Annotated in this window: 15 protein-coding genes; 13 read left to right on the top strand and 2 right to left on the bottom strand. The window is 70.6% G+C overall.

Features of this window, described 5'->3' with window-relative positions:
- Positions 1–249 precede the first annotated feature (249 nt).
- From NE234_RS32355 to NE234_RS32315, 9 genes are all read left to right on the top strand, one after another.
- Complete coding sequence (locus NE234_RS32355) at positions 250–1,332, top strand: ParB/RepB/Spo0J family partition protein (protein WP_252784672.1); 1,083 nt, start codon at positions 250–252, stop codon at positions 1,330–1,332.
- Positions 1,333–1,613: 281 nt separating this feature from the next.
- Entirely contained in the window at positions 1,614–2,693 is a 1,080-nt protein-coding gene (locus NE234_RS32350; RefSeq protein WP_308206955.1) for a DUF1702 family protein, read from the top strand.
- Positions 2,690–4,651: a CRTAC1 family protein gene (locus NE234_RS32345; RefSeq protein WP_252784670.1), complete on the top strand. Its 1,962-nt coding sequence runs from the start codon at positions 2,690–2,692 to the stop codon at positions 4,649–4,651. The genes NE234_RS32350 and NE234_RS32345 overlap by 4 nt, the downstream gene beginning before the upstream one ends.
- Positions 4,648–5,676: an RnfABCDGE type electron transport complex subunit D gene (locus NE234_RS32340; protein ID WP_252784669.1), complete on the top strand. Its 1,029-nt coding sequence runs from the start codon at positions 4,648–4,650 to the stop codon at positions 5,674–5,676. The genes NE234_RS32345 and NE234_RS32340 overlap by 4 nt, the downstream gene beginning before the upstream one ends.
- A 4-nt stretch (positions 5,677–5,680) precedes the next feature.
- Entirely contained in the window at positions 5,681–11,410 is a 5,730-nt protein-coding gene (locus NE234_RS32335) for a polyketide synthase family protein (protein ID WP_252784668.1), read from the top strand.
- Positions 11,407–11,841 (top strand): acyl-CoA thioesterase, encoded by a 435-nt coding sequence (locus tag NE234_RS32330; protein WP_252784667.1) that lies wholly within the window; start codon positions 11,407–11,409, stop codon positions 11,839–11,841. Before NE234_RS32335 ends, NE234_RS32330 begins: the two co-directional genes overlap by 4 nt.
- On the top strand, positions 11,841–12,350 hold the full coding sequence (locus NE234_RS32325; protein ID WP_252784666.1) for a flavin reductase family protein: 510 nt from the start codon (positions 11,841–11,843) through the stop codon (positions 12,348–12,350). Before NE234_RS32330 ends, NE234_RS32325 begins: the two co-directional genes overlap by 1 nt.
- A 243-nt stretch (positions 12,351–12,593) precedes the next feature.
- Positions 12,594–13,124, top strand: coding sequence for a hypothetical protein (locus tag NE234_RS32320; RefSeq protein WP_252784665.1), 531 nt, complete (start codon positions 12,594–12,596; stop codon positions 13,122–13,124).
- Positions 13,125–13,362: 238 nt separating this feature from the next.
- Complete coding sequence (locus tag NE234_RS32315; protein ID WP_252784664.1) at positions 13,363–15,006, top strand: MFS transporter; 1,644 nt, start codon at positions 13,363–13,365, stop codon at positions 15,004–15,006.
- A gap of 50 nt (positions 15,007–15,056) precedes the next feature.
- Here NE234_RS32315 and NE234_RS32310 read toward each other — a convergent pair whose 3' ends face one another.
- Positions 15,057–15,947 (bottom strand): maleylpyruvate isomerase family mycothiol-dependent enzyme, encoded by an 891-nt coding sequence (locus tag NE234_RS32310; RefSeq protein WP_252784663.1) that lies wholly within the window; start codon positions 15,945–15,947, stop codon positions 15,057–15,059.
- Between the two features lie 146 nt (positions 15,948–16,093).
- On the opposite strand from NE234_RS32310, the gene NE234_RS32305 reads away from it, so the two are divergent.
- From NE234_RS32305 to NE234_RS32295, 3 genes are all read left to right on the top strand, one after another.
- Positions 16,094–17,323, top strand: a complete 1,230-nt coding sequence (locus NE234_RS32305; protein ID WP_252784662.1) for an acyl-CoA dehydrogenase family protein — start codon at positions 16,094–16,096, stop codon at positions 17,321–17,323.
- 118 nt (positions 17,324–17,441) lie between these two features.
- The gene (locus tag NE234_RS32300) at positions 17,442–18,095 is read left to right on the top strand and encodes a winged helix-turn-helix transcriptional regulator (protein WP_252784661.1); all 654 of its coding nucleotides are present in this window, start codon (positions 17,442–17,444) and stop codon (positions 18,093–18,095) included.
- Positions 18,096–18,123: 28 nt separating this feature from the next.
- Entirely contained in the window at positions 18,124–18,855 is a 732-nt protein-coding gene (locus NE234_RS32295; RefSeq protein WP_252784660.1) for a hypothetical protein, read from the top strand.
- Between the two features lie 165 nt (positions 18,856–19,020).
- On the opposite strand, the gene NE234_RS32290 is transcribed toward NE234_RS32295, so the two are convergent.
- The gene (locus NE234_RS32290) at positions 19,021–20,055 is read right to left on the bottom strand and encodes an alpha/beta hydrolase (protein WP_252784659.1); all 1,035 of its coding nucleotides are present in this window, start codon (positions 20,053–20,055) and stop codon (positions 19,021–19,023) included.
- Between the two features lie 152 nt (positions 20,056–20,207).
- Here NE234_RS32290 and NE234_RS32285 point away from each other — a divergent pair, with 152 nt between their 5' ends.
- Positions 20,208–21,509: an ABC1 kinase family protein gene (locus tag NE234_RS32285; RefSeq protein WP_252784658.1), complete on the top strand. Its 1,302-nt coding sequence runs from the start codon at positions 20,208–20,210 to the stop codon at positions 21,507–21,509.
- Positions 21,510–21,553 lie beyond the last annotated feature (44 nt).

Raw genomic sequence — 21,553 nt, 5'->3', positions numbered from 1 at the left:
TGCCGCGCGAAATGGCGGCGTCAATTGCGCTCGCCCCTAGGCGGCCCTGCGGCTAACTTAAGAGCATTGTTTTAGGTCCGCAACCGGTCATGAGGATGGCCCTGGCCGCGGGTTCCGGCCCGGCAACTGCTATGCGCATAATCGTCGCTAGTTTGTTGAACGCCGTGAGCTCTTGGAGAGACGATGACATCGTCCAGGACTGCAGCACACAGGCCTATCACCGAACCGAACGTTGAAATGCACCGCCCGGTGCACAGTTCGGCAGCGGGAGCCGCCGAACGAGAAGGGCCGGCCCTGCTCCCCGCGCCCGGTCAGGACGTGCACACCGTCCCGCTGAGCGAGCTTTTGCCGGCCGACTCGCCGCGGCTTGCCGGGGAAGACGAGAATCACACCCGCCGGCTGGTCGAGGCCGAGGCGGAGTTGCCGCCCATCCTCGTGCACCGCAGCACTATGCGGGTAATAGACGGCATGCACCGCCTCCGTGCCGCGATGGCCAGCGGCAGGAAGGAAATCCGGGTACGGTTCTTCGAAGGCGACGAGAACGAAGCATTTCTACACGCCGTCAGGGAGAACGTCACGCACGGTCTCCCGCTCAGCCTGGACGACCGGAGGCGCGCCGCCCAGCGCATCATCGCCGCCAGCCCTGACCTCTCCGACCGTGCGATCGCCGGTTACACCGGGCTGTCGGACAAGACGGTCAGTGCCCTTAGGAAACGCTCAAGCGCGGAGAATCCGCAGTCGAGCAAGCGCATCGGCGTCGACGGCCGCGCCCGCCCGCTCAACAGCACGGAGGGCAGACGGCGCGCCGTGGAGTTCCTCGCCGCCCGCCCGGACGCCTCGCTGCGGGAGATCGCCGCCGGTGCCGGCATCTCGGTCGGAACCGCCCATGACGTCCGCAAGCAGATGCAGCGTGGGGAAGATCCCATCCGCTCGCGCCGGCCCAGCGCCGACCCGGATCGCGCAACGTCTCCCGGGCCCGGCCAGGTCGTCACGGCACGACGCCCCGCCCGGCGCTCCGCTCCCGACGTCACCGGCTTCGATCCCGGCTCACTGCTGGAGAGCTTCGTCCACGACCCCGCGATCCGGCAGTCGGAATCCGGCCGGGGCATGCTCCGCTGGCTGCACGACCACGTGGTCCGCGGGGCCGACGTCAACCAGCTCATCGAAGCGGTTCCTCCCCACCGCGCCGACTGCCTCATCACCCTCGCCGAGCACTGCGCCGGGGTATGGCGCTCCATAGCCGACCGGCTCGCGGCGGATCAGACCTCCCAGTCGTCCGGGCGCCGCCCGACCGACGATCCCGGCAGGCCATCAGCACGCCGAGAACTCTGAGACGCCGGAAGAAAAGGTTCGCGCCCCACGCGGCGAAGGCGACGCGAGGCCCATGCCCGGAAAGGGCCGGCCTCGGTCGCCCGGCTCCAGGCCGCGGTGCGGCTGCCGCTCGCGATCATCGTGCAATTATTTCCGCCGAGCGGAACCGAATGCCTGGATCAGTGCATTCTGGCTGTCTCGTGAGTGTCAGTTAAAATGCCGGAACCGGCGTGAAATAACTGGTCATTTCATGAGGCCAATTGATTCAGGCAGTGAATGCTCCCTACGGTTAAGGGAACTCTATGACTTTCGCTACGGGGCGTGCTCTCCATAAGATGCTGGCGCCGCCATCGACTGAGGTGACCTTTCTCGTGCGCGGCTTCCATGTCGGACGGCCGCAGGCTCGCGACTATCTGGAGCAGGTCGGCCGCTGGTTCCTCATCGGCCTGGAATACGGCATGACCGTGCGGGGAGAGCGTGAGGTCGCGACGCGCCTGGAAACGGTTCCCTCGGAGTACCGCGGTTTCGCCTATGAGGGCGCCTCAATGGCGCTGGCGATCCTTGACGGTCTTCTTCCGGGAGCCGGAGGGCGGCTGCACAGGTTCATCGCCGGCCCGGCGGCGCACCAGATCTACACCGCGCACGTCGGGGCGGGCTGGGCGCTGGCCCGTCTGCCGGGCCCGCTGCGCCCCCGGGTCCGCCTCAGGGATCCGCTGCTGCGCTGGCTGGCCCTGGACGGATACGGGTTCCACGAAGCCTATTTCCGGACTCCGCTCGTCGTAGGCGAGCAACGCCGGCCCCGGATCCTCCGGGGCCATCCAGGGTCCGCCCGTGACGCCGCGCACGTCGTCGACCAGGGGATAGGCCGGGCCCTGTGGTTCGTCTGCGGGGCCGACCCCGCTCACCTGGCCGGCACGATCGCGGGCTTCGCCGCCGACCGCCGGCCGGACCTGTGGGCCGGCGCGGGCCTGGCCGCGGCGTACGCCGGTCAGCAGAGCGCGGCCGGCCCGGCCGGTGGGGAGGACCCGGCCGCGGAGCAGGCGGTCGAGGCATCGCTGCGGGAACTGGCCGCCTGCGCCGGTCGCCACCTGCCGGATGTAGCCCAGGGTGCGGCTTTCGCGGCCAAGGCCCGGCACCAGGCGGGACTGGTCACGCCCCTCACCGCCGCCGCGGTGCGGGTGCTGTGCGGGATGGAGGTCGCGGAGGCGGCGCGATGGACCGATGACGCCCGGCCGGCCGACCCGGCGGCCGGGGACGCCTATCAGGCATGGCGCCTCCGGATCCGCCGGCGCTTCACGCGTGAGCCCTCGCATCCCCATCGAGATGGTCAGAGGTCCGGCGGTCCTGAGTTCCGGACAGAAAGGTTCGCGGGAGAGAAGTGAACATAAGGAAGCTCGCACCGCCGGCCGTCGTGCTCGCGCTGATCGGAGCGCTGTTGCCGCTGGCGCAACCACGCGGAGCGTCAGCCCGGCAGCAGACGACCGCGGCCTCGCGGTATCACTTCACGCCATTGCCCATCGCCGAACCGCCGGGCTTGCCGAACGCCACGATCCGGGACGTCAACCCGGCCTACCGGCGCATTCAGGCGTGGATCTCGTCGGTGGGCGCCGCGGTCGCGATCAACGACTTCACCGGCAGCGGCCGGCCCGACGACATGTGCCTGGTCGACACCCGGAGCGATTCTGTGATCGTCACCCCGGTGCCGGGCACGGAAGCCGTCGGGACGTTCGCTCCATTCGTGCTCAGCCCGTCCCCGGCGCTGCCCTACGACACGTCCACCATGGCCCCGATGGGCTGCGTTCCCGGCGACTTCAACCAGGACGGACTGACCGATCTGCTGGTGTATTACTGGGGCCGGACTCCGGTGCTCTACCTGCTCAAGCGGGAGGCGAAGCAGCTGTCCGCGTCGGCCTACCGGCCGACCGAGGTCGTCCCGCACCAGCCCGGCCCGGGCGGCCGCTACACGGGCCCGCTCTGGAACACCAACGCGGTGGCCGTGGCGGATCTGGACGGCGACGGCCACCAGGACATCGTCATCGGCAATTACTTCCCGGACTCCCCGGTTCTCGGGTCGCACTCCCGGGGCAAGGTGGTCATGCCCGAAGGGTTCTCCCGTGCCACGAACGGCGGCGGCGACCTCGTCCTCCGGTGGGACGGCGCCACCGCGACCGGGGCGCCGAGGTACGCCGAGGCGCGCGACCCGTTCCCGAAGGGTTCGGCGACCGGCTGGACGCTGGCCGCCGCGGCGGCCGACCTGGACGGCTCGATGATCCCGGACCTGTACGTGGCCAACGACTTCGGCCACGACCACCTGTTCGTCAACAGGTCCGAGCCCGGGCACATCCGGTTCACCGAGGCGAAGGGCTGGCGATCACCGGTCGTGCCGAAGTCCAAGGTCCTCGGCAACGGCTCGTTCAAGGGCATGGGCGTCGACTTCGCCGACCTGACCGGCAACGGCAGGCTCGACATGGTGGTCAGCAACATCACCACCTCGTTCGGCCTCGAAGAGAGCAACTTCACGTGGATGAACACGTCGAGCAGCCAGGCTCAGATGCGTCGCGACCTGCTCCGCGGGAACGCCGACTTCGCCGACAGGAGCTGGCCCATGGGCCTGGCCCAGAACGGCTGGTCGTGGGACGTCAAGGCCGGGGACTTCGCCAATCGCGGCACCCAGGACGTCGTACAGACGGCCGGCTTCGTGAAGGGCACGGTCAACCGCTGGGCGCAGTTGCAAGAGCTCGCGACGACGAACGACAACTTCCTCTCCAACCCGGTGTACTGGCCCAACATCGAGGCGGGCGACGACGTCGCCGGGCACCAGTGCCCGGCGTTCTTCGCCCCGGGACAGGACGGCCGCTACGTCGACATCAGCGGCCCGCTGGGTCTGTGCGTGCGCACCCCGACGCGCGGGATCAGCATGGCCGACACCCGTGCCAACGGGGCGCTCGACCTCGCGGTCGCCCGCCAGTGGGGGCCGCCGGCGTTCTACCAGAACGACGCTCCCCATCTCGGTGAATACCTGGACCTGCGGCTCTTCCGCCCGGTGCCGGGGCAGCGGGCACCGCTCCAGGCGGCGGGTACGCCGGCCATCGGAGCGACGGTCACCGTACGGACCTCCTCGGGCAAGACCATGATCGCCCAGGTCGACGGCGGCAGCGGGCACTCGGGCAAGAACGACTTCGGCCTGCACTTCGGGCTGGGCGAGTCCGGCGCTCCGGTGGCCGCGACGGTGACCTGGCGGGACACGAACGGCCAGGTCCACCGCGAGACGACCCGTTTCACCCCCGGCAGTCACACGCTCCTACTCGACTCGACCATTCATGAGGTACCGGCGCGATGACATCACTCCGCGGAAAAAGCTCGCGTACGCCGGCCCGGCCGGCCGGCCAGGAGCCGCCGAAGGACGTCCCTCAGGACCCGCCGGACGACGTCCGTCCGAAGCCGCCGAAGGACGTCCGGATCGCGGCCCTGCGCAGGTTCGCGATCTCGATCACCGTGTTCAACATCATCGGCTACCTGTTGCTCGGGTTCGAACAGCCATGGCTGTGGCCGTTCATGGCCGTGGGCACCGCCTACGCCACCGAGATCCTGGTGGAGGCGGTCACGGCGTGGGCCCACCACCGGCCCCCCGCCTACCGGGGGCACGGACTGAGGGGCCTGGTCGACTACCTGCTGCCCGCGCACATCACCGGCCTCGCCGTGAACATGCTCCTGTACGCCAACGCGCAAGCGTGGCTGGTGGTCTTCGCGGTCGTGGTGGCCGTCGGCCAGAAGGCGATCCTGCGCGCCCCGATCAAGGGGAAGTCGCGGCACTTCATGAACCCGTCGAACTTCGGCATCGCGGTGGCGTTGCTGTTGTTCTCCTGGGTCAGCATCGCGCCGCCGTACGAGTTCACGGAGAACACGGGGGCGGTGCTGGACTGGCTCATCCCGGTCGTCATCCTGGCGTCGGGGACGATGCTGAACGCCCAGCTCACCAAGAAGATGCCACTGATCGGCGGGCTGGTGCTGGCGTTCGCGGCCCAGGCCGTGTTCCGGGCCGCGGTGTTCGGGATCGCCTGGCGGCCCGCGCTGCTGATGATGACGGGAACGGCGTTCGTGCTGTGGCTGAACTACATGGTCACCGACCCGGGCACCACCCCCGTCAGGCCGCGCGACCAGGTCATGTTCGGCGCGTCGGTGGGTGTCATCTACGGCGTCCTGATGGCGCTGCACATCGTGTACGGCCTGTTCTTCGCGCTGGTCGTCGTCTGCGCCGTCCGCGGCGCCTACCACTGGGGCAAGGCGCTGCCGGCCGCGCGGCGGCTGCGCCGCGAGTCCGCGCCGCCCGTCCAGGTCGCGGCCACCGTGGCCGAGGCCAGGTGACGACATGGGACAACGGATCGCGATCATCGGACTGGCGTGCGAGTACCCGGATGCCTCCTCGCCCGCCCAGCTGTGGGAGAACGTGCTGGCGCAGCGCCGGGCGTTCCGCCGCCTGCCGGACGAGCGGCTGAGCCGCGCGGACTACTACTGGCCCGACCCGGATGCCGGCGACCGGTTCTACACGGACATGGCCGCGGTCATCGAGGGCTACGAGTTCGACCGGGTCGGCTTCCGGGTGGGCGGCAGCACCTACCGGTCCACCGACCTCACCCACTGGCTGGCCCTGGACGTCGCATCCCGGGCGCTCGCCGACGCGGGATTCCCCGGCGGCGCGGGCCTGCCCGCTCTGACCACAGGCGTCATCGTGGGCAACACCCTGACGGGTGAGTTCAGCCGGGCGAACCTCATGCGCCTGCGCTGGCCGTACGTCCGGCGGACCGTCGCGGCGGCGCTGCGCGCGGAAGGTTTCGACGACCGCCGGCTGGAAGGATTCCTGGCCGGTCTCGAGCGGCAGTACAAGGCTCCGTTCCCCCAGGTGGGCGAGGACACCCTGGCCGGTGGGCTGTCGAACACCATCGCCGGGCGCATCAGCAACCACTTCGACCTGCGGGGTGGCGCCTACACCGTCGATGGTGCCTGCTCCTCGTCCCTGCTGGCGGTGGTGACCGCGTGCACGGCGCTGGCCGACCACGAGATCGACGTCGCGATCGTCGGCGGGGTCGACCTGAGCATCGACCCGTTCGAGCTGATCGGTTTCGCCAAGGTCGGGGCGCTGACGCCGGGGGAGATGCGGGTCTTCGACCGGCGCAGCTCCGGTTTCCTGCCCGGCGAAGGCGCCGCGATGGCGGTGCTCGTACGCGAGGAGGACGCGACCGGCGGCTACGCGGTGATCGAAGGCTGGGGGAGGTCCTCCGACGGCCGCGGCGGAATCACCCGCCCGACCGTCGACGGTTACCGGCTGGCGATGCGCCGCGCGTACGAGCGGGCCGGGTTCGGCCCGGACACGGTCGGCTACTTCGAAGGGCACAGCACCGGCACGCCGACCGGCGACCAGGTCGAGCTCGAGGCCATCTCGGCGGAACGCGACGCCGCCGACCCGCAGGCGCCGCCGGCCCCGATCGGCAGCATCAAGGCCCTCATCGGGCACACCAAGGCGGCCTGCGGCATCGCGAGTCTCATCAAGGCCACGCTGGCGGTCCGGGACGGGATCATCCCGCCCACCGCGGGCTGCGTGGACCCGCACGACGTGCTGCTGCGGGACCGCCCGGCACTGCGCGCCTCGGCCGGCGAGCCGTGGCCGTCCGGGCGGCCGCGCCGGGCGGGCGTCACCTCCATGGGCTTCGGCGGGATCAACACGCACGTGGTCATCGGGCAGTCCCGCGACCGCCGTACCGATGAGGCGCGGTCGGTCGCGCTGCTGTCCTCGGCGCAGGACCGGGAACTGCTGCTGGCGGACGCCGACGAGCCCGCGGAGCTGCGGGAGACGCTGCTGCGGCTGGCGGACTCCGTCTCCGCCCTGTCCTTCGCCGAGCTGGGGGACCTGGCCGCCGTCCTGCACGACGGATATCGCGGGCGGCCGCTGCGGGCCGCCATCGTCGCCGGGCACCCGGTCCGGGCGGCGGAAGCGCTTCGGCGCGCCGCCGACGCACTGGGGGAGGGGAGCGAATCGCTGTTCGACCCCGATGCCGGTGTCTTCCTCGGCCGGGTCACCGGCCCGGTCAAGGCCGGGCTCCTGTTCCCGGGGCAGGGCTCGATCCGGGGCTCCCGGCACGGTCACAGCGCCGCCCGCGGCCGCTTCCGCGCCGTGCTCGACTCGTGGCCGCTGCCCGACGGGGACCCCGTCGACACCGCCGTGGCCCAGCCCCGGATCGTCGCCGCCTCGCTGGCCGCCGTACGCGTCCTGTCGGCCCTCGGGATCGAGGCGGAGGTCGCGGTGGGGCACAGCGTGGGCGAGCTCGCGGCCCTCGCCTGGGCCGGGGCGGTCGACGAGGCCGCGGCGCTGCGGATCGCGACCGTACGGGGACGCATCATGGCGGGCCTCGGCAGCGGGGGAGCGATGGCCGGCCTCGCCGCGGCGCCGGACCGGGTGACGCCGCTGCTGGCCGGCGATCCCGTGGTGATCGCGGCGCTGAACGGACCCGGCCAGACGGTCGTGTCCGGGCCCGCCGACGCGGTGGACCGGGTCGCCGTACGGGCCCGGCAGGCGGGCATCGAGTGCACGCGCCTCCGCGTGTCGCACGCCTTCCACTCCCCGCTGGTGGCGCCCGCCGCCGCCCCGCTGGCCGAACACGTACGGGACCAGGAGTTCCGGCCGCTCCGCGGCCGCGTCATCTCGACCGTGACCGGCCAGGAGCTCGCCCCCGGCACCGACCTGGTCCGGCTGCTGACCGAGCAGGTCACCGCCCCGGTTCGATTCGGCCCGGCGGTCGCGGCCGCGGCTCATGACGTAGGCCTGTTCATCGAGGCCGGGTCGGGTTCGACGCTGAGCGGGCTGGCCGCGGGCAACGCCGGCGTTCCGGCGCTGAGCATGGATCTCGACGCACCGTCACTGGCCCCCCTGCTGCAGGTCGTGGCGGCCGCGGTGGTCCTCGGGGTTCCGGTCCGTACCGAGGCGCTGTGGAACGGCCGGTTCACCCGGCCGTTCCGGCTCGGCGCGCCGCTGCGGTTCTTCGCCAATCCGTGCGAGTCCACCCCGGACCTCGACCTGCCCGCCGCCCCGGTCGTGCCGCGTGACCGCGGCGAGGCCGAGCCTCGGAACGGCGCGTCCGGGGACGAGGCCGGCGCGACCGAGGACAGCGCGATCGAGCGGCTGCGGAGACTGACGGCCGAGCGGGCGGAGCTCCCGCTCGAGGTGGTCCGCCCGGACACCAAACCGCTGGACGACCTGCACCTCAGCTCCATCGTCGTCGGCCAGATCATGAACGAGGCGGCCGCCGAGCGCGGGCTGACCACGCTCGCCCCGGCGACCGGCTTCGCCACCGCCAGCCTGGCCGAGCTCGCCGAGGCGCTGGACGACCTCGCCGCGGCGGCATCGCCGGGACAGGACGCGCGGCGTGACGCCGTGGAGGGGGCGGGACCGTGGGTGCGCCCGTTCGCGGTCGCGTGGGTGCCCGCGGATCCGCTGCCGCCGCGGGCGGACGCCGCCGCCGGAACGGGCTCGTGGCAGGCGTTCGTCTCGCCCGGAGGCCCGGAGGCCGAGCCGCTCCGCCGCGCCCTGGAGACCGCGGGCATCGGTGACGGGGTGCTCATCTGCCCGTCACCGGCGCACGACACGGCGGAGACCGGGACGCTGCTGGCGGGCGCCCGCGCCGCACTCGCCGGTGCCCGGCGCTGTCTCGTCGTCCAGAGCGGCGGCGGCGCCGCGGCCCTGGCCAAGACGCTGCACCTGGAGAATCCGGAGGTCGTCACCTGCGTGGTGAACGTACCGGCCGGTCCCTTCCCCGTCGCCGCCGTCGTACGCGAGGCCGCCGCCGCGACCGGCTTCACCGAGGTGCGCCTCGACGAGCGCGGCCGGCGCAGCGTTCCCGTGCTGCGCCCCCACACGTCCAGGCCCGGCCCCCTGCCGCTCGGGCCCGAGGACGTCGTGCTCGTCACCGGCGGCGGCAAGGGCATCACGGCCGAGTGCGCGCGGGAGCTGGCCATCGGCACCGGCGCGAAGCTCGCGATCCTGGGCCGCTCCGATCCGGCGCGCGACGCCGCCCTCGCGGCCAACCTGGCGCGGCTGGAGGCCGCCGGCGTCGAGCACGCGTACTTCCCGGCGGACGTGACGTCGGAGGAGCAGGTCGCCGCCGCCGTGGCCGGCGCGCGCGAACGGCTGGGCGAGGTGACGGCCGTCCTGCACGGCGCCGGCCGCAACCGGCCGGCCGCGCTGACCAACGCCGACGAGACGTCGTTCCGCGCCACCGTGGCGCCCAAGGTCGACGGGCTGCGCGCCGTCCTCCGCGCGGTCGGCCACGATCGGCTGCGGCTGCTCGTCACGTTCGGCAGCATCATCGGCCGGACCGGCCTGCGCGGACAGGCGGAGTACGGCACGGCCAACGAATGGCTGACCGACCTGACCCTCGACCAGGCCCGCCGCCACCCGGACTGCCGCTGCCTGGCCATCGAGTGGTCGGTGTGGTCGGGCGTGGGGATGGGCGAGCACCTCGGTGTCCTCGACGCCCTGGTACGCGACGGCATCAGGCCGATCCCGCCCGACGAGGGCGTCAGGATGTTGCTGCGGCTGATCGCCGACCCCGGAGCCCCCGGCGTCACAGTGGTCGTCGGCCGCGCCGGCGACCTGCCGACGGTCTCGTTCGAGGAACGGGAGCTGCCGCTGGCGCGGTTCACCGAGAATCCGCTGGTCTTCTACCCCTCGATCGAGCTGGTCGCCGAAGCCCGCCTCACCGGGCATGACGACCCGTACCTGGCCGACCATCAGGTGGACGGGGTGGCGATCCTGCCGGGCGTGCTGGCCCTGGAGGCGATGACCGAGGCGGCCGCCGCGGTCACCGCGTTGCCCAACCGGCCGGCCTGGGAGAACGTGGAATTCCTCCGGCCGGTGACGGCCGACGGAGACCTGGCCGCCACGATCAGGATCGGTGCGGTGGTGCGGGAGGACGGGGACTCGGTCGACGTGGTGATCCGCAGCGCGGAGACCGACTTCGCCGCCGAGCACGTCCGCGGCACGTTCCGGCCCGGGCCGGTGCCCCCCGCCGGTGACGCGCCGACGCATCCGGCCGCCCGCCTGATCAAGGCAGTGGACTGGTACGGCCCGTTGTACTTCCAGGGCAGCCGGTTCCAGCGGGTCATCGGCTACCGGAGCCTCACGGCGACGGGCTGCGTGGCGGAGATCTCCGGAAGCCCGGACAAGCCGTGGTTCGGGCCGATGCTGCCCGCAAGACTGCTGCTCGCCGACCCTGGACCCAGGGACGCCTTCATGCACGCGATCCAGGCGTGCGTGCCCGACGCGACGCTGCTGCCCGACCGGGTCGAGCGCCTGGTGCCCGCGACGGGCCTGTGGCCCGACCGGATCTTCCTGGACGCCCGCGAGCGCAGCCATGACGGCGACAGTTATCTGTACGACCTCACGGTGTACGACGAGGCGGGCCGGGTCGTGGAAGAGTGGCAGGGACTACGGCTGCGGGCGCTGCGCCGCCATGGCCCTCCCGCGATCGCGGCTCTCATCGGGCCCTACCTTCAGCGGCGGCTCCCGGAGGGCGTCGGGGTGGCGGTCGAGCCGGAGGGCCACGATGAGCGCGCCGAGGCGACTCGCCGTGCCGTCAGCCGCGCGGTCGGCGCCGACGTGTTCGTACGTCACCGCCCCGACGGACGGCCCGAGATCGAGCTCCAGGTGGGCTCCGGCCACGGGCCTGAGATCTCGGCGTCCCACGGCCCGGGGTTCGTGCTGGCCGTCGCCGGGAACGGTCCGCTCGGCTGCGACGCCGAGGAGGCCGTCGACCGTCCCTGGCCGCAGTTGCTCAAGGCCGGCCGGATCACACTGGCCGAACGGGCCGCGGCCGAACTCGGCGAGCCCCTCGCGGTCGCCGCCACGCGGGTGTGGGCAGCCACCGAGTGCCAGGTGAAGGCCGGCGGCTCTCCCACTGATCCGTTGAGTCTCATCGGCTCGACCGAGCCGGGCTCGCTGACGTTCGCCTCGGGCCGGGCGCGGATCGTCACGATCGCCACCGCCCTGAGCGGCACCGAGCCCCCTGTCGTGTTCGCCGTCCTCACCGGAGACGAGGGTCGCGCATGACGCCTTACTTCGAGTACCGCCACGTCGTCGGGCTGGACGAGACCAACGTCGTGGGGAACGTCTACTACGCGCACTTCGCCCGCTGGCAGGGCCGGTGCCGGGAACTGTTCCTCCGGGACCGTGTGCCCGGGCTGCTCGCCGAGCTCGGCGACGGCCTGAAGATCTTCACGCTCACCTGCTCATGTGAGTACCTCGCCGAGGTGTTCGCGTTCGACGAGATCGCCGTACGGATGCGGCTGGCCGAACTGACCCAGACGCAGGTGGCCTTCACGTTCGAGTACGTGCGGGTGCGCGAGGAGGCGGAAGAGCTGGTGGCCAGGGGGCGGCAGCGCGTCCTGTGCATGCGGGCCGAGAACGGCGGGATGAAGCCGGCCCGCGTACCGCCGGCCTTCCGCCAGGCCCTCACCCCGTTCCTGGCGCGGGTCGGCTGATGGAGCAGCTCAGGCGCGCGATGGCGCAGCACGCGGCGGCGGTCGCCGTGGTGACCGGGCCGGGCCCGGTCGGGCTGACCGTGACCACGTTCACCTCGGCCAGCCTCGATCCGCCGCTGGTGTCGTTCTTCGTGTCGAAGACGTCGACGACCTGGCCACGGCTGCGCGACGCCCGGGTGTTCGGGGGGAACGTGCTGGCCGCGGACCAGGCCGGCATCGCCGACCGGTTCGCGCGCCGCGGCACCGATCGGTTCGGGCCGCACACCCGGTGGTGGAGCGGCCCCCTCGGCGTCCCGCTCATCGCCGGCGCCGCGTGTCACGTGGCCTGCGAACTGGACAGGGTCATGCCGGTCGGCGACCACTGGCTCGTCGTCGGCCTGGTCGTCCACGCGGAGGCCGGCGGCGTGCCCCCGCTGCTCCGCCACTCCCGCCGGTACGGCCGCTTCCAGGGCATCCAGCCACCGGCCGGCGAACCCGAGCCGGGCCCCGCGGCGACGCTGCTGCACTAGTCGTGCGGCCTCGACCGCTCGGCGATCTGTTCATTTATCGGTAGTTAAGGCGAACGGTCCGGATCGCGAACGCGGAGCACAAAGCTCGATATCCAGCTGATTCGTCCTCTATTGCGGTGCACAACTGCGGAACCCGACCTTGATTGCGGTCCTGACGCTATGTAAAACTGAACTGTCGATCGATCGATGGCAGTGAATCACCCGGGTCCCCAACCTCCCGCAAGCGAACAGGAAGGAATCCCCATGATTCCCCGCATTGGCAGCAGGGTCGCTGCAGCGGTCGCCACTCTCGCCCTTGGCGGCGTGGGCGCCGTCGCGGCTCAGGCGCCGGCGAGCGCGTCCAGTTTCACCGCCACCTACCTCTGTAACGTCCCCGGCGCGGGTACCGAGACCTCGACGATCAACGCTTCGCTGACGGCCTCGCCGAACCCGGCCACCTCCGGCTCGACGGTCGGCTTCGCGCTGGACGTCGCCAACATCAGCGCGCCCGCGCCCACGGCCATCAACTCCTGGAACGCCACGGCCGTCATCGAAGGCAGCGGCGCGGAGATCTCGGCGTTCAAGGCCACCGCCTCCGGCGGCTCGGTCCCGGCCGGCCAGCCGATCAGCAACGTGCACATGACCGGATCCTGGACGCCCTCCGCCTCCGGCACGGACAAGTTCCTGATCGGTGACATCACGATCAACATGGACTCGGCGTCGTTCGGGAACGTGACCGTGTCCTGCACACCCAGCGGGTCCCGGCCGACCGCCGGGACCCTTACCGTCCGCTGAGCCGCCACCGCTGACCGATTCCCCGGCCGGGCGCTCCCGGCCGGGGAATCCGCACGCTATGTGCCGTTGACTGCCATTACGTCCGGGATTCTCCGGCGGTGATTCGATAACGCCTTAGCGTAATCGTTGAACATCCTTTACAAGGTCGAGCTCATCGATACAGCCTTTACGGACGCGCGCTTATCGATCTCCCTCAGGGCCGGCGGGGAGCCGGAGCCTCGAACCCATGGATGTCATCATGTCTAAGACCGCCGTACGCCGGCAGACGCAGCAGTGGAACCGTTTTGAACATCCAGTCGCGTTCTGGCTGGGAGCCGCGGCCTGCACCGCGGGCGTCGCATTGCATCTTCCGATGTATTACAGCGCGCGCGACATGGGGTACCGCATGGCGGGGATGCGGCCCGACGCCGAGATGCTGACCGGTATGGCCCTGATCATCGGCGGACTCGCGGCGGCGCTGTACGGCCTGCTGCCGAGGAGAACACGGGAGTTCCGGCAGGCCGCCGCCGGGATCCGGGTACGGGCGCTCGACGATGCTCCGATCCGGCCGCGGCACGTCGCGATGCTCCTCGTCATCTCGGTCGCGATCGTCATCGACGTGATGAAGCCGGCCGCGCTGGCGTTCGTCGCACCCGGAATGGCGAAGGAATACGGGCTCAAGGCGGCAGGCAACCCGCACGGCCACATCCCGGTGGCACTGCTGCCGTTGTCGGGCATCACCGGGACGGTCATCGGATCCTGGCTGTGGGGGTGGCTCGCCGACCGTATCGGACGCCGGTCGTCCATTCTCTACGCCGGTCTCCTGTTCGTGACCACGTCCATCTGCGGCGCCATGCCCGGTTTCAACTGGAACCTGCTCATGTGCTTCCTCATGGGCATCGGCGCGGGTGGCATGCTGCCCATCACCTTCGCCCTGCTGGCCGAGACCATTCCGGCCCGTCACCGCAGCTGGATCATGGTCTTCATCGGCGGCGGCGTTTCGGGTGCCGGTTATGTGCTGACGAGCTGGCTGGCGGGCGCGCTGACCCCGCACTACAGCTGGCGCATCCTCTGGTTGATCGGACTGCCCACCGGGGTTCTCTTCATCGCGCTGAGCCACTGGATTCCCGAGTCCCCGCGGTTTCTCCTCGCGGTCGGACGCCGGAAGGACGCCGAGACGATAATGGCGCAGTTCGGCGCCGTGGTCGTCGAGGAGACGGACGACGCCGAGGCGGCCGACGACCGGGGGCGCGGCGGATTCCGCCGGCTGTTCGGCTCGCCGCTCGTCGGTTCGAGCGTGGCGATCAGCATTCTGGCGCTGGGAGTGGGACTCATCACGTACGGCTTCCAGCTCTGGATCCCCACGAACCTTCAGCACCTCGGTTACACCACCGTCAACTCGGACTACATCGTCCGGAACGCCGCGCTCATCGGGCTCCCGATCGGCCTGCTGGCCACGGCCATGTACGGCTTCTGGAGCAGCAAGAAGACCATCATCGCGTTCTTCGGGCTGCTGGCGCTGGCCCTGTTCGGATTCGTCCTGGCTGGTGACTCGCTCGCGCACGACCATGTTCTCCTCACCGCCCTGCTGGTCGTCCCGCTCTCCGGGACCGGCCTGGTGGCGGCGCTCATCACGGTCTACGCGTCCGAGGTGTACCCGACGCGGATCCGGTCCCGGGGCACCGGGCTGGCCGCCGGGATCACCAAGGCGGGAGGCGTGCTGATCATCGTCATGGTCGTCGCCGCGGCCACCACGCCGTCGATCGCGGTGACCGCGATCATCGGGGCCGCGCCGCTGCTGATCGGCATGGCCGTCTTCGCGCTCACCGGTCACGAGACGCGTAGCAGGCGGCTGGAAGAGATCAGTCACGCCGAGTCCGTGGCGGCGTCCGCGCGGCCCTGAGGCACCGCGCCCGGCCGGCCGGCACCTGCGGCGCACTGCGAGACGGACCCTCACGGTATGCGGATGGTGCGGAAGAAATGGCGCAGCCGCCAGGGGCGGGGCCCGCTGATGACGACCTTGCCCGTGAGCACCGCCCGCGGTCTGCCGACGCGGCGGAACAGCATCAGGGCGAGCACCGCCGGGTCGTACGAGACGCGTACGTCAGGCTTGCGCCCGGGCCGTTCGGCCAGGACACGGCCATCATGCACGACGATGGTCACCGGCGTCGTGTAGCGGGAGCGGAACTCCGCGACCAGCCGGCCGGTGCGCACCGGCCGGCCGGTCGCGCCGGCGTCCAGGACGTGACCGGCGCCGTAGGTCGTGAGCCCGATGAAGAAGAATTCGAAGAACCACGCGGCGTCCTCCGGTGGGATCGGCCAGGGAAGCCGCGTCGCGCGGGCGATGTCACGCCCGTGGATGAGCAGCTCGTTGAGCAGGTGAGCGAGCAGCCCGGCGACGGGCACGCGGGAGCCTCCCAGCCACGGCACCGGCGTATGCGGAGCGGTTCCGGCGGTGGCCGAGAGCACGGCGCCGACGTTCGCCCGCAGCGACGCGGCGAGTCTCTCCGGATCGCGTTCGGTGAGTTCCCGCAGCCAGGCCTCGTTCATCGCCCCGACGGTGTCCAGGGTGGCGTTCGCCGCGCGGGCGGGCAGTCTCGCGTCAGGACCGCGGCCGGCGTCGAGCGCCGTCAGCGAGACGTACAGCCCGGCGATCGTGGCCACGTGCGCGGCCACGTCGGTCACGGACCAGTCCCGGGTCGCCTTCGCCCACCCGTCCGGCAGCGACGCCACCAACGCCGCGAACCGGTCGGCCGTCGCGTCCAGAGCGGCACGGACCTTCGCCCACGACTCCTCGGTGATGATCGGCAGTGGCTGGTCGGCCGGTTCTCGGCCCGTCGTCACAGGAGACATCGTCTTCCCTTTTCAAGAACTCACGGCGACGCATCATGGCGGTCCGCACTTTCTTGACGCCATTATGAGCGCGCCCTAAGCTGATTTGCACTTACTATATTTTTCGAAAGTAAGACGGCCGGAAAAGGACGCGGATAATGACCACGACCTCGGACCAGTCGATCGCCGCCGAACTGGCGGGTACTCCCTCCACCGCCGGTGAGTGGGTCGATCGCGGGCGTCAGGTAGCCAAGATCCTCGCCGTCGACGCGGCACAGCGGGACGGCGAGGGAAAACCCCCGTACCGGGAGATCGAGCTGCTGAAGGACAGCGGGCTGGTGACCTTGCTGGGGCCGGAGGCGCACGGTGGTGGAGGGGAGACCTGGCCGACGGCGCTGCGGGTGTGCCGGGAGATCTCCAAGGCGGACGGCTCGGTGGGCCAGTTGCTCGGGTACCACTACCTGTGGGCCTGGGCGACGCGATTCTTCGGCACCGACGAGGAGATCGCCCGGGAAGAAGAGCGTTATACGCTCAACCGTTACTTCTACAGCGGCGCCATCAATCCGCGGGACAAGGACATCGTGGCGACCGACGAGGGGGACACTCTTCGGCTGAACGGCGGCAAGTCATTCGCCTCGGGAAGCCTGGTCTCCGACCTGACCTGCCTGACCGCCGCGCTGGAGACCGGCGGGAGTCTCTTCGTCATCGTGGACACGAAGTCACCGGGCCTGTCCTACAACCATGACTGGGACAACATGGGCCAGCGCCTGACGGAGTCGGGCAGCATAACCGCCACGGATCTGGTCGTGCCGTGGAGCGCGGCCATCGGTCGCGGCGGCAAGAAGGCGACTCCCATGGTCTACGGCTCGCTGTCGCTTCTCACGCTCCAGCTCGTCATGACGAACATGTACCTCGGCATCGCGGAAGGGGCGATGGAATCGGCCGCGGAGTACACCCGGACCAGGACGCGGCCCTGGCCGTACGGCGGCGATGACAAGGAAGCGGCGACCGACGAGTGGTACATCCTCGAGGCGTACGGTGACTTCCGCGCCAAGCTGTGGGCGGCCGAGGCGCTGATCGACCGGGTCAACGACGAACTCGCCCAGCTGCTGCACGGGCAGCGGGAGGCCGTCACGTTCCCGCAGCGGGGCGAGGTGGCGGTCCGGATCTCCGCGGCCAAGCATCGGATCGTCCGGGACGGGCTCGACGTGTGCTCCCGCATCTTCGAGGTGATGGGGGCCCGTTCGACGGCCGCGAGGTACGGATTCGACCGGTTCTGGCGGAACCTGAGGACCCACAGCCTGCACGACCCGGTGGCGTACAAGGCCCGGGAGGTCGGACGTTACACACTGCTGGGCGAACCGCCGCAGCCCTCCTGGTACACGTGACCGGCCGGCTCTCCCGCCTCGGTGGTCGTCAGGTCCCGGTGCGCCGGCGGTCGCGGCGCGGCTGAAAGGATCGCGGGTGGAATATCATTATCAAGCGATTCCACCGGAGGTCACGGTCGTGAAGCACCAACGCCGCAACTACGGCCAGTACTGTGGCCTCGCCGCCAGTCTCGACCTCATCGGCGAGCGCTGGACGCTCCTGATCATCCGGGAGCTCCTGGCCGGGCCCTGCCGGTACAACGTGCTGCTGGCCAACCTGCCGGGCATCGGCACCAACCTGCTGGCCGACCGGCTGAAGTTCCTCACCGAGTGCGGGATCATCCGCCAGCGGGCCCGTGAGGGCTCGAAGCTCCGCGACTACGAGCTGACCGAGCAGGGAGAGGGTCTGCGCGAGGCGGTGCTCGCCCTGGCCCGCTGGGGGCTGGGCACGCTCGAGCAGCCCGCCCCCGGCGACATCGTGCGCCCCCGGTGGGCGGCGCTCGCCATCGAGGCGATGATCGACCCGAGCGCGGCAGGACCTGACGAGCAGTACGAGTTCCGCATCGACGACGAGGTCTTCCACGTGAGCGTGCTCGACGGCCAGGTGACGGTCGCCCAGGGGAAGGCCACCACCGAGCACGCGCTCACGCTCACTACGGATTCGCTCACCTTCGTCAAGATCGGCGCCGGCTTGCTGAACCCACTGGAAGCCACGCTGACCAACCACCTCGTCATCGACGGGGACGAGGACGCGATCGTCCGCTGCTCGCGCCTGCTCGGCCTGATGGCCTAGAAGGAGCAGCGCACAAGGGAGGTACCCGGTGACGGAAGCGTACGGACGCGGGCGGGCCCGCGCGAACCTCAGTGTCGGCACGAGCGTGTCGTACGCGTTCGCCGTGGAGGCCACGATCGGGCAGCGGGGCATGCGCTACCTGATCGGCCGCCGGTTCGGCGAGCACACCGCCGTGACGGTGCTGCTCGTCTCACATCCGGCGAATCTCGCCGGCACCCACGTGCGCATCAACGAGGACTCGGCGGCGGGCAGCTGCGACGTCGTGACGTACGTGCCCACCATGAAGACCCCGATCCACCTGGTGGAGCGCCATGTCCTCGGCTGCCTGCCGCTCACCGACATCGGCTACCTGGATCTCATGGCCTGGCGTTACCCGGGCCTGGGCCCCAGCGAGGAAGGCCGCACGGCGGACATCTCGTGGAGCCGGTGGGCCGACGCGGAGGCCCGCACCTACCCTGGACCGGCCTCCACCCCGGGGCTGACCGTCACCGAGGCGATCGACCGGTCCACCCGCCTGGTCGTGGCGCGGGCCGTCGAGCGCCTCGGCATGCCGGTCCGGCGCTGGGAGGTGCTCGAACTGGGCGACCCGGACACCGGGGACCTGCCCCTGCGCATCCGGGTCTCCCGGCCGCAGACCGGGCACTGCACCGAACTGCAGCGCACCACCGAGCCCGTGGAGATCCCCGAGGGAGAGTTCGACGCCGGACCGGTCGCCCTCGGCCGGACGATCGAGGAGGCCCTGGGCGGCCGGGCGGCCTGAGCCGCGCGGCAGGCCGGGCGGCCCGTGGCCTGCGGCGTGCGGCGTGCGGCACGCGGCTTGAGGCATGCGGCTCGAGGCATGCGGCAAGGCCGGGCCGGCCCGTTCAACCTCGGAAATCTCGCGATCGAGCGGTGTGCTCGGTCGGCGTGACGTGAGGCCGACCGTTCACCGGGTCGGTGCGAGGCGGCGGGCCAGCCAGGCGAGTGACAGCAGGTGGCGCTGATCGAGGTCGCCGTGCCCGCCGGGGAAGAGCTCGAAGTGCACGGTCTCGTCGGGCACCCCCGCCCTGACGAGGGCCTGGTGGAACGCCTGCGCGCCGAGGTCGAGATGATGCTCGTCCCCTGCGCCGCTGTCCACCCAGATGCCGCGCATCGATCGCATCGCGTCGGCGTGCCCGGCGACCATGCGGACGGGATCGAGGTCCAGCCAACGCTGCCAGATGTCCGGGAGCAGCATGCCGCTCTGCCCGTCGAAAGGAATCTCGGGCGTGCCGTCCTTCCGCGCGGAGAAACAAGCGGACACACCGTACAGGATGAGCAGGGAGCGGTCCGCCGCCTTCGCCGGCACACCGCGCTCCCGGAATTCTTTCCACCAGCGCTGGATATCGCCGTCGTAGGAGCGCAAGAAGCGGATGCAGCCGAGGAACTTCGCCACGCAGGTGTATTCGAACAGGGCGTCCCCGGCGTGGGTGGCGAGGCCGCCGAAGAGATCGGGACGCAGCATCGGGGTGATCATCGCCCCGTAGCCGCCGCTCGACTTTCCGGCGATGCCGCGATGATCGCGATGAGCCAGGGTCCGGTAATGCCGATCGACCCAGGGCACGATCTCGTCGCACAGGTAAGAGTGGTACCGGCCCGTGCCCGGCGAGTCCACGTACTGGCTGCCCCCGTAACCGGTCCAGGCGTCGACGTACACCACGATGGCCGGCGGTGCGGACCCTTCGGCGAAGAGCTCGTCCACCGCCTCGATGAACGTCTTGCGAAACGGTCCGCGGTTACGCCACATCCCAATATGTCCCAGATACCCGTGTATCACGTAGACCGTCGGGTAGCGGCGGTCCGGCGTATCCTCGTAGCAGGGCGGCACATAGACCCACAGCGGGCGTTCCCGGGGATCACCCAACGGATTATCGCGAAGCATCTCACTTTCGAATAGGTGCTCATCGAGGCGGCCGGACAAGTCCGCTGACCACGGAAGCATTTCTCCTCCTGAATGCGCTTTACCGGAGATTGATGAGCGGCCATTGGCGATGTTTAACTGTACGCCCGGCCTGTCATTCAGGACAGCATTCCGGCGATCGCTGCATGAGGCTGCGGTGAATAGGCGAGCGGCACCAGGGAGGGAATTCGAACATGACCGGCCAGGTGACGTGGGCCGCGATCGGCCGGAGGCTGGCCCGGCTCTGCGGGCTGTGCCTGCTGACCGGCGGGCGCATGGCCGTCATCGTGATCACGACGAGGCGTTCCCGGCGCGCCGGACGCCTGACGACCGAGCTGGTCCGCATGATCGAAGAACTGGGAGGCGCGTTCATCAAGGCGGGTCAGGTCGTGGCGACGCGCGTGGACCTGGTGGGCCCGGCCGTGGCCGGCGAGCTCAACCGGCTCCACGACCATGTGACGCCGATGACGGCGGTGGAGGCGATCGGCACCGTACGGCGCGCCCTCGGCCCGCTGTCCGACGACCTCGTCGACGCGCTGGCCCGCCCGCCGGTGGCCAGCGGCTCGATCGCGTCGGTCTACCGGGTGAGCCTCAATGACCGGACGGTCGCGCTGAAGGTCCGCCGCCCCGGTGTCGGCGCGACCATCGCCGCGGATCTCGCCATCATCAGGTGGCTGGGCAAGGCGGTCACCAGGACGCCCGCCTTCCGCCGGGTGCCGATCGTCGAGATCACCGACCAGATCGGGCGCTGCCTGATCGGGCAACTCGACTTCGCCGCCGAGGCCGACAGCCTCCGGCAGATGAAAGAGCACCTCACCGCGGTGCCCGGAGTGCACGTTCCCGCGGTCGTCCCCGAACTCTGCGGAGACGGCGTCATCGCCATGGAGTTCGTCGACGGGCTGACGCACGCGTCGATCGAGAGGCTGCCGGCGCCCGTTCGCGAGGCGGAGGTCGCCGTCCTTGTCCGGGCCGTCTACCACCTCCTGTTCGGCGCCGGATTCGTCCACGTGGACCTGCACCAGGGCAACACCTACTTCCAGCCCGACGGGACGGTCGTGCTGTTGGACGCCGGCTTCACGTACGAACTGAGCCGCGAGGCCTCACGGAGCTTCACCGCGTTCTTCGGCGGCATGATCCAAGGAGAGGGCGAGGCCTGCGCCGACATCCTGTACGCGACCGCGCGAGGGACCACGTCGCCGGCCGCGACCAAGCAATTCCGCACCGGGATCGCCGATCTGGTCGAGCGGAACACCGGCTCCCGCGTCCAGGACTTCAACCTGTCGCTTTTCTGCGTGGAGCTGTTCGACCTCCAGCGCCGCTGCGGGCTTTTCGCTGAGGCGGAGTTCATCTTCCCGATGCTCTGCCTGCTCAGCCTCGAGGGACTGGTCAAGGAACACCATCCGACGATGGATTTCCAGATCGAGGCGGCGCCCTACGTCATGCAGAGCCTGCTCACCGAGCCGTCCGATGAGCCGCAGCGGATCGCCTCGCCCTGAAACCCGACGACATCACTCTCGAATGACGATTCCGTGCAATCCAC

It is taken from the genome of Actinoallomurus rhizosphaericola (genome assembly GCF_024055675.1).
Lineage (GTDB): Bacteria > Actinomycetota > Actinomycetes > Streptosporangiales > Streptosporangiaceae > Actinoallomurus > Actinoallomurus soli.
The sequence above is the reverse complement of the archived record's forward strand: the minus strand, read 5'-3'. Positions and strand labels throughout refer to the sequence as shown.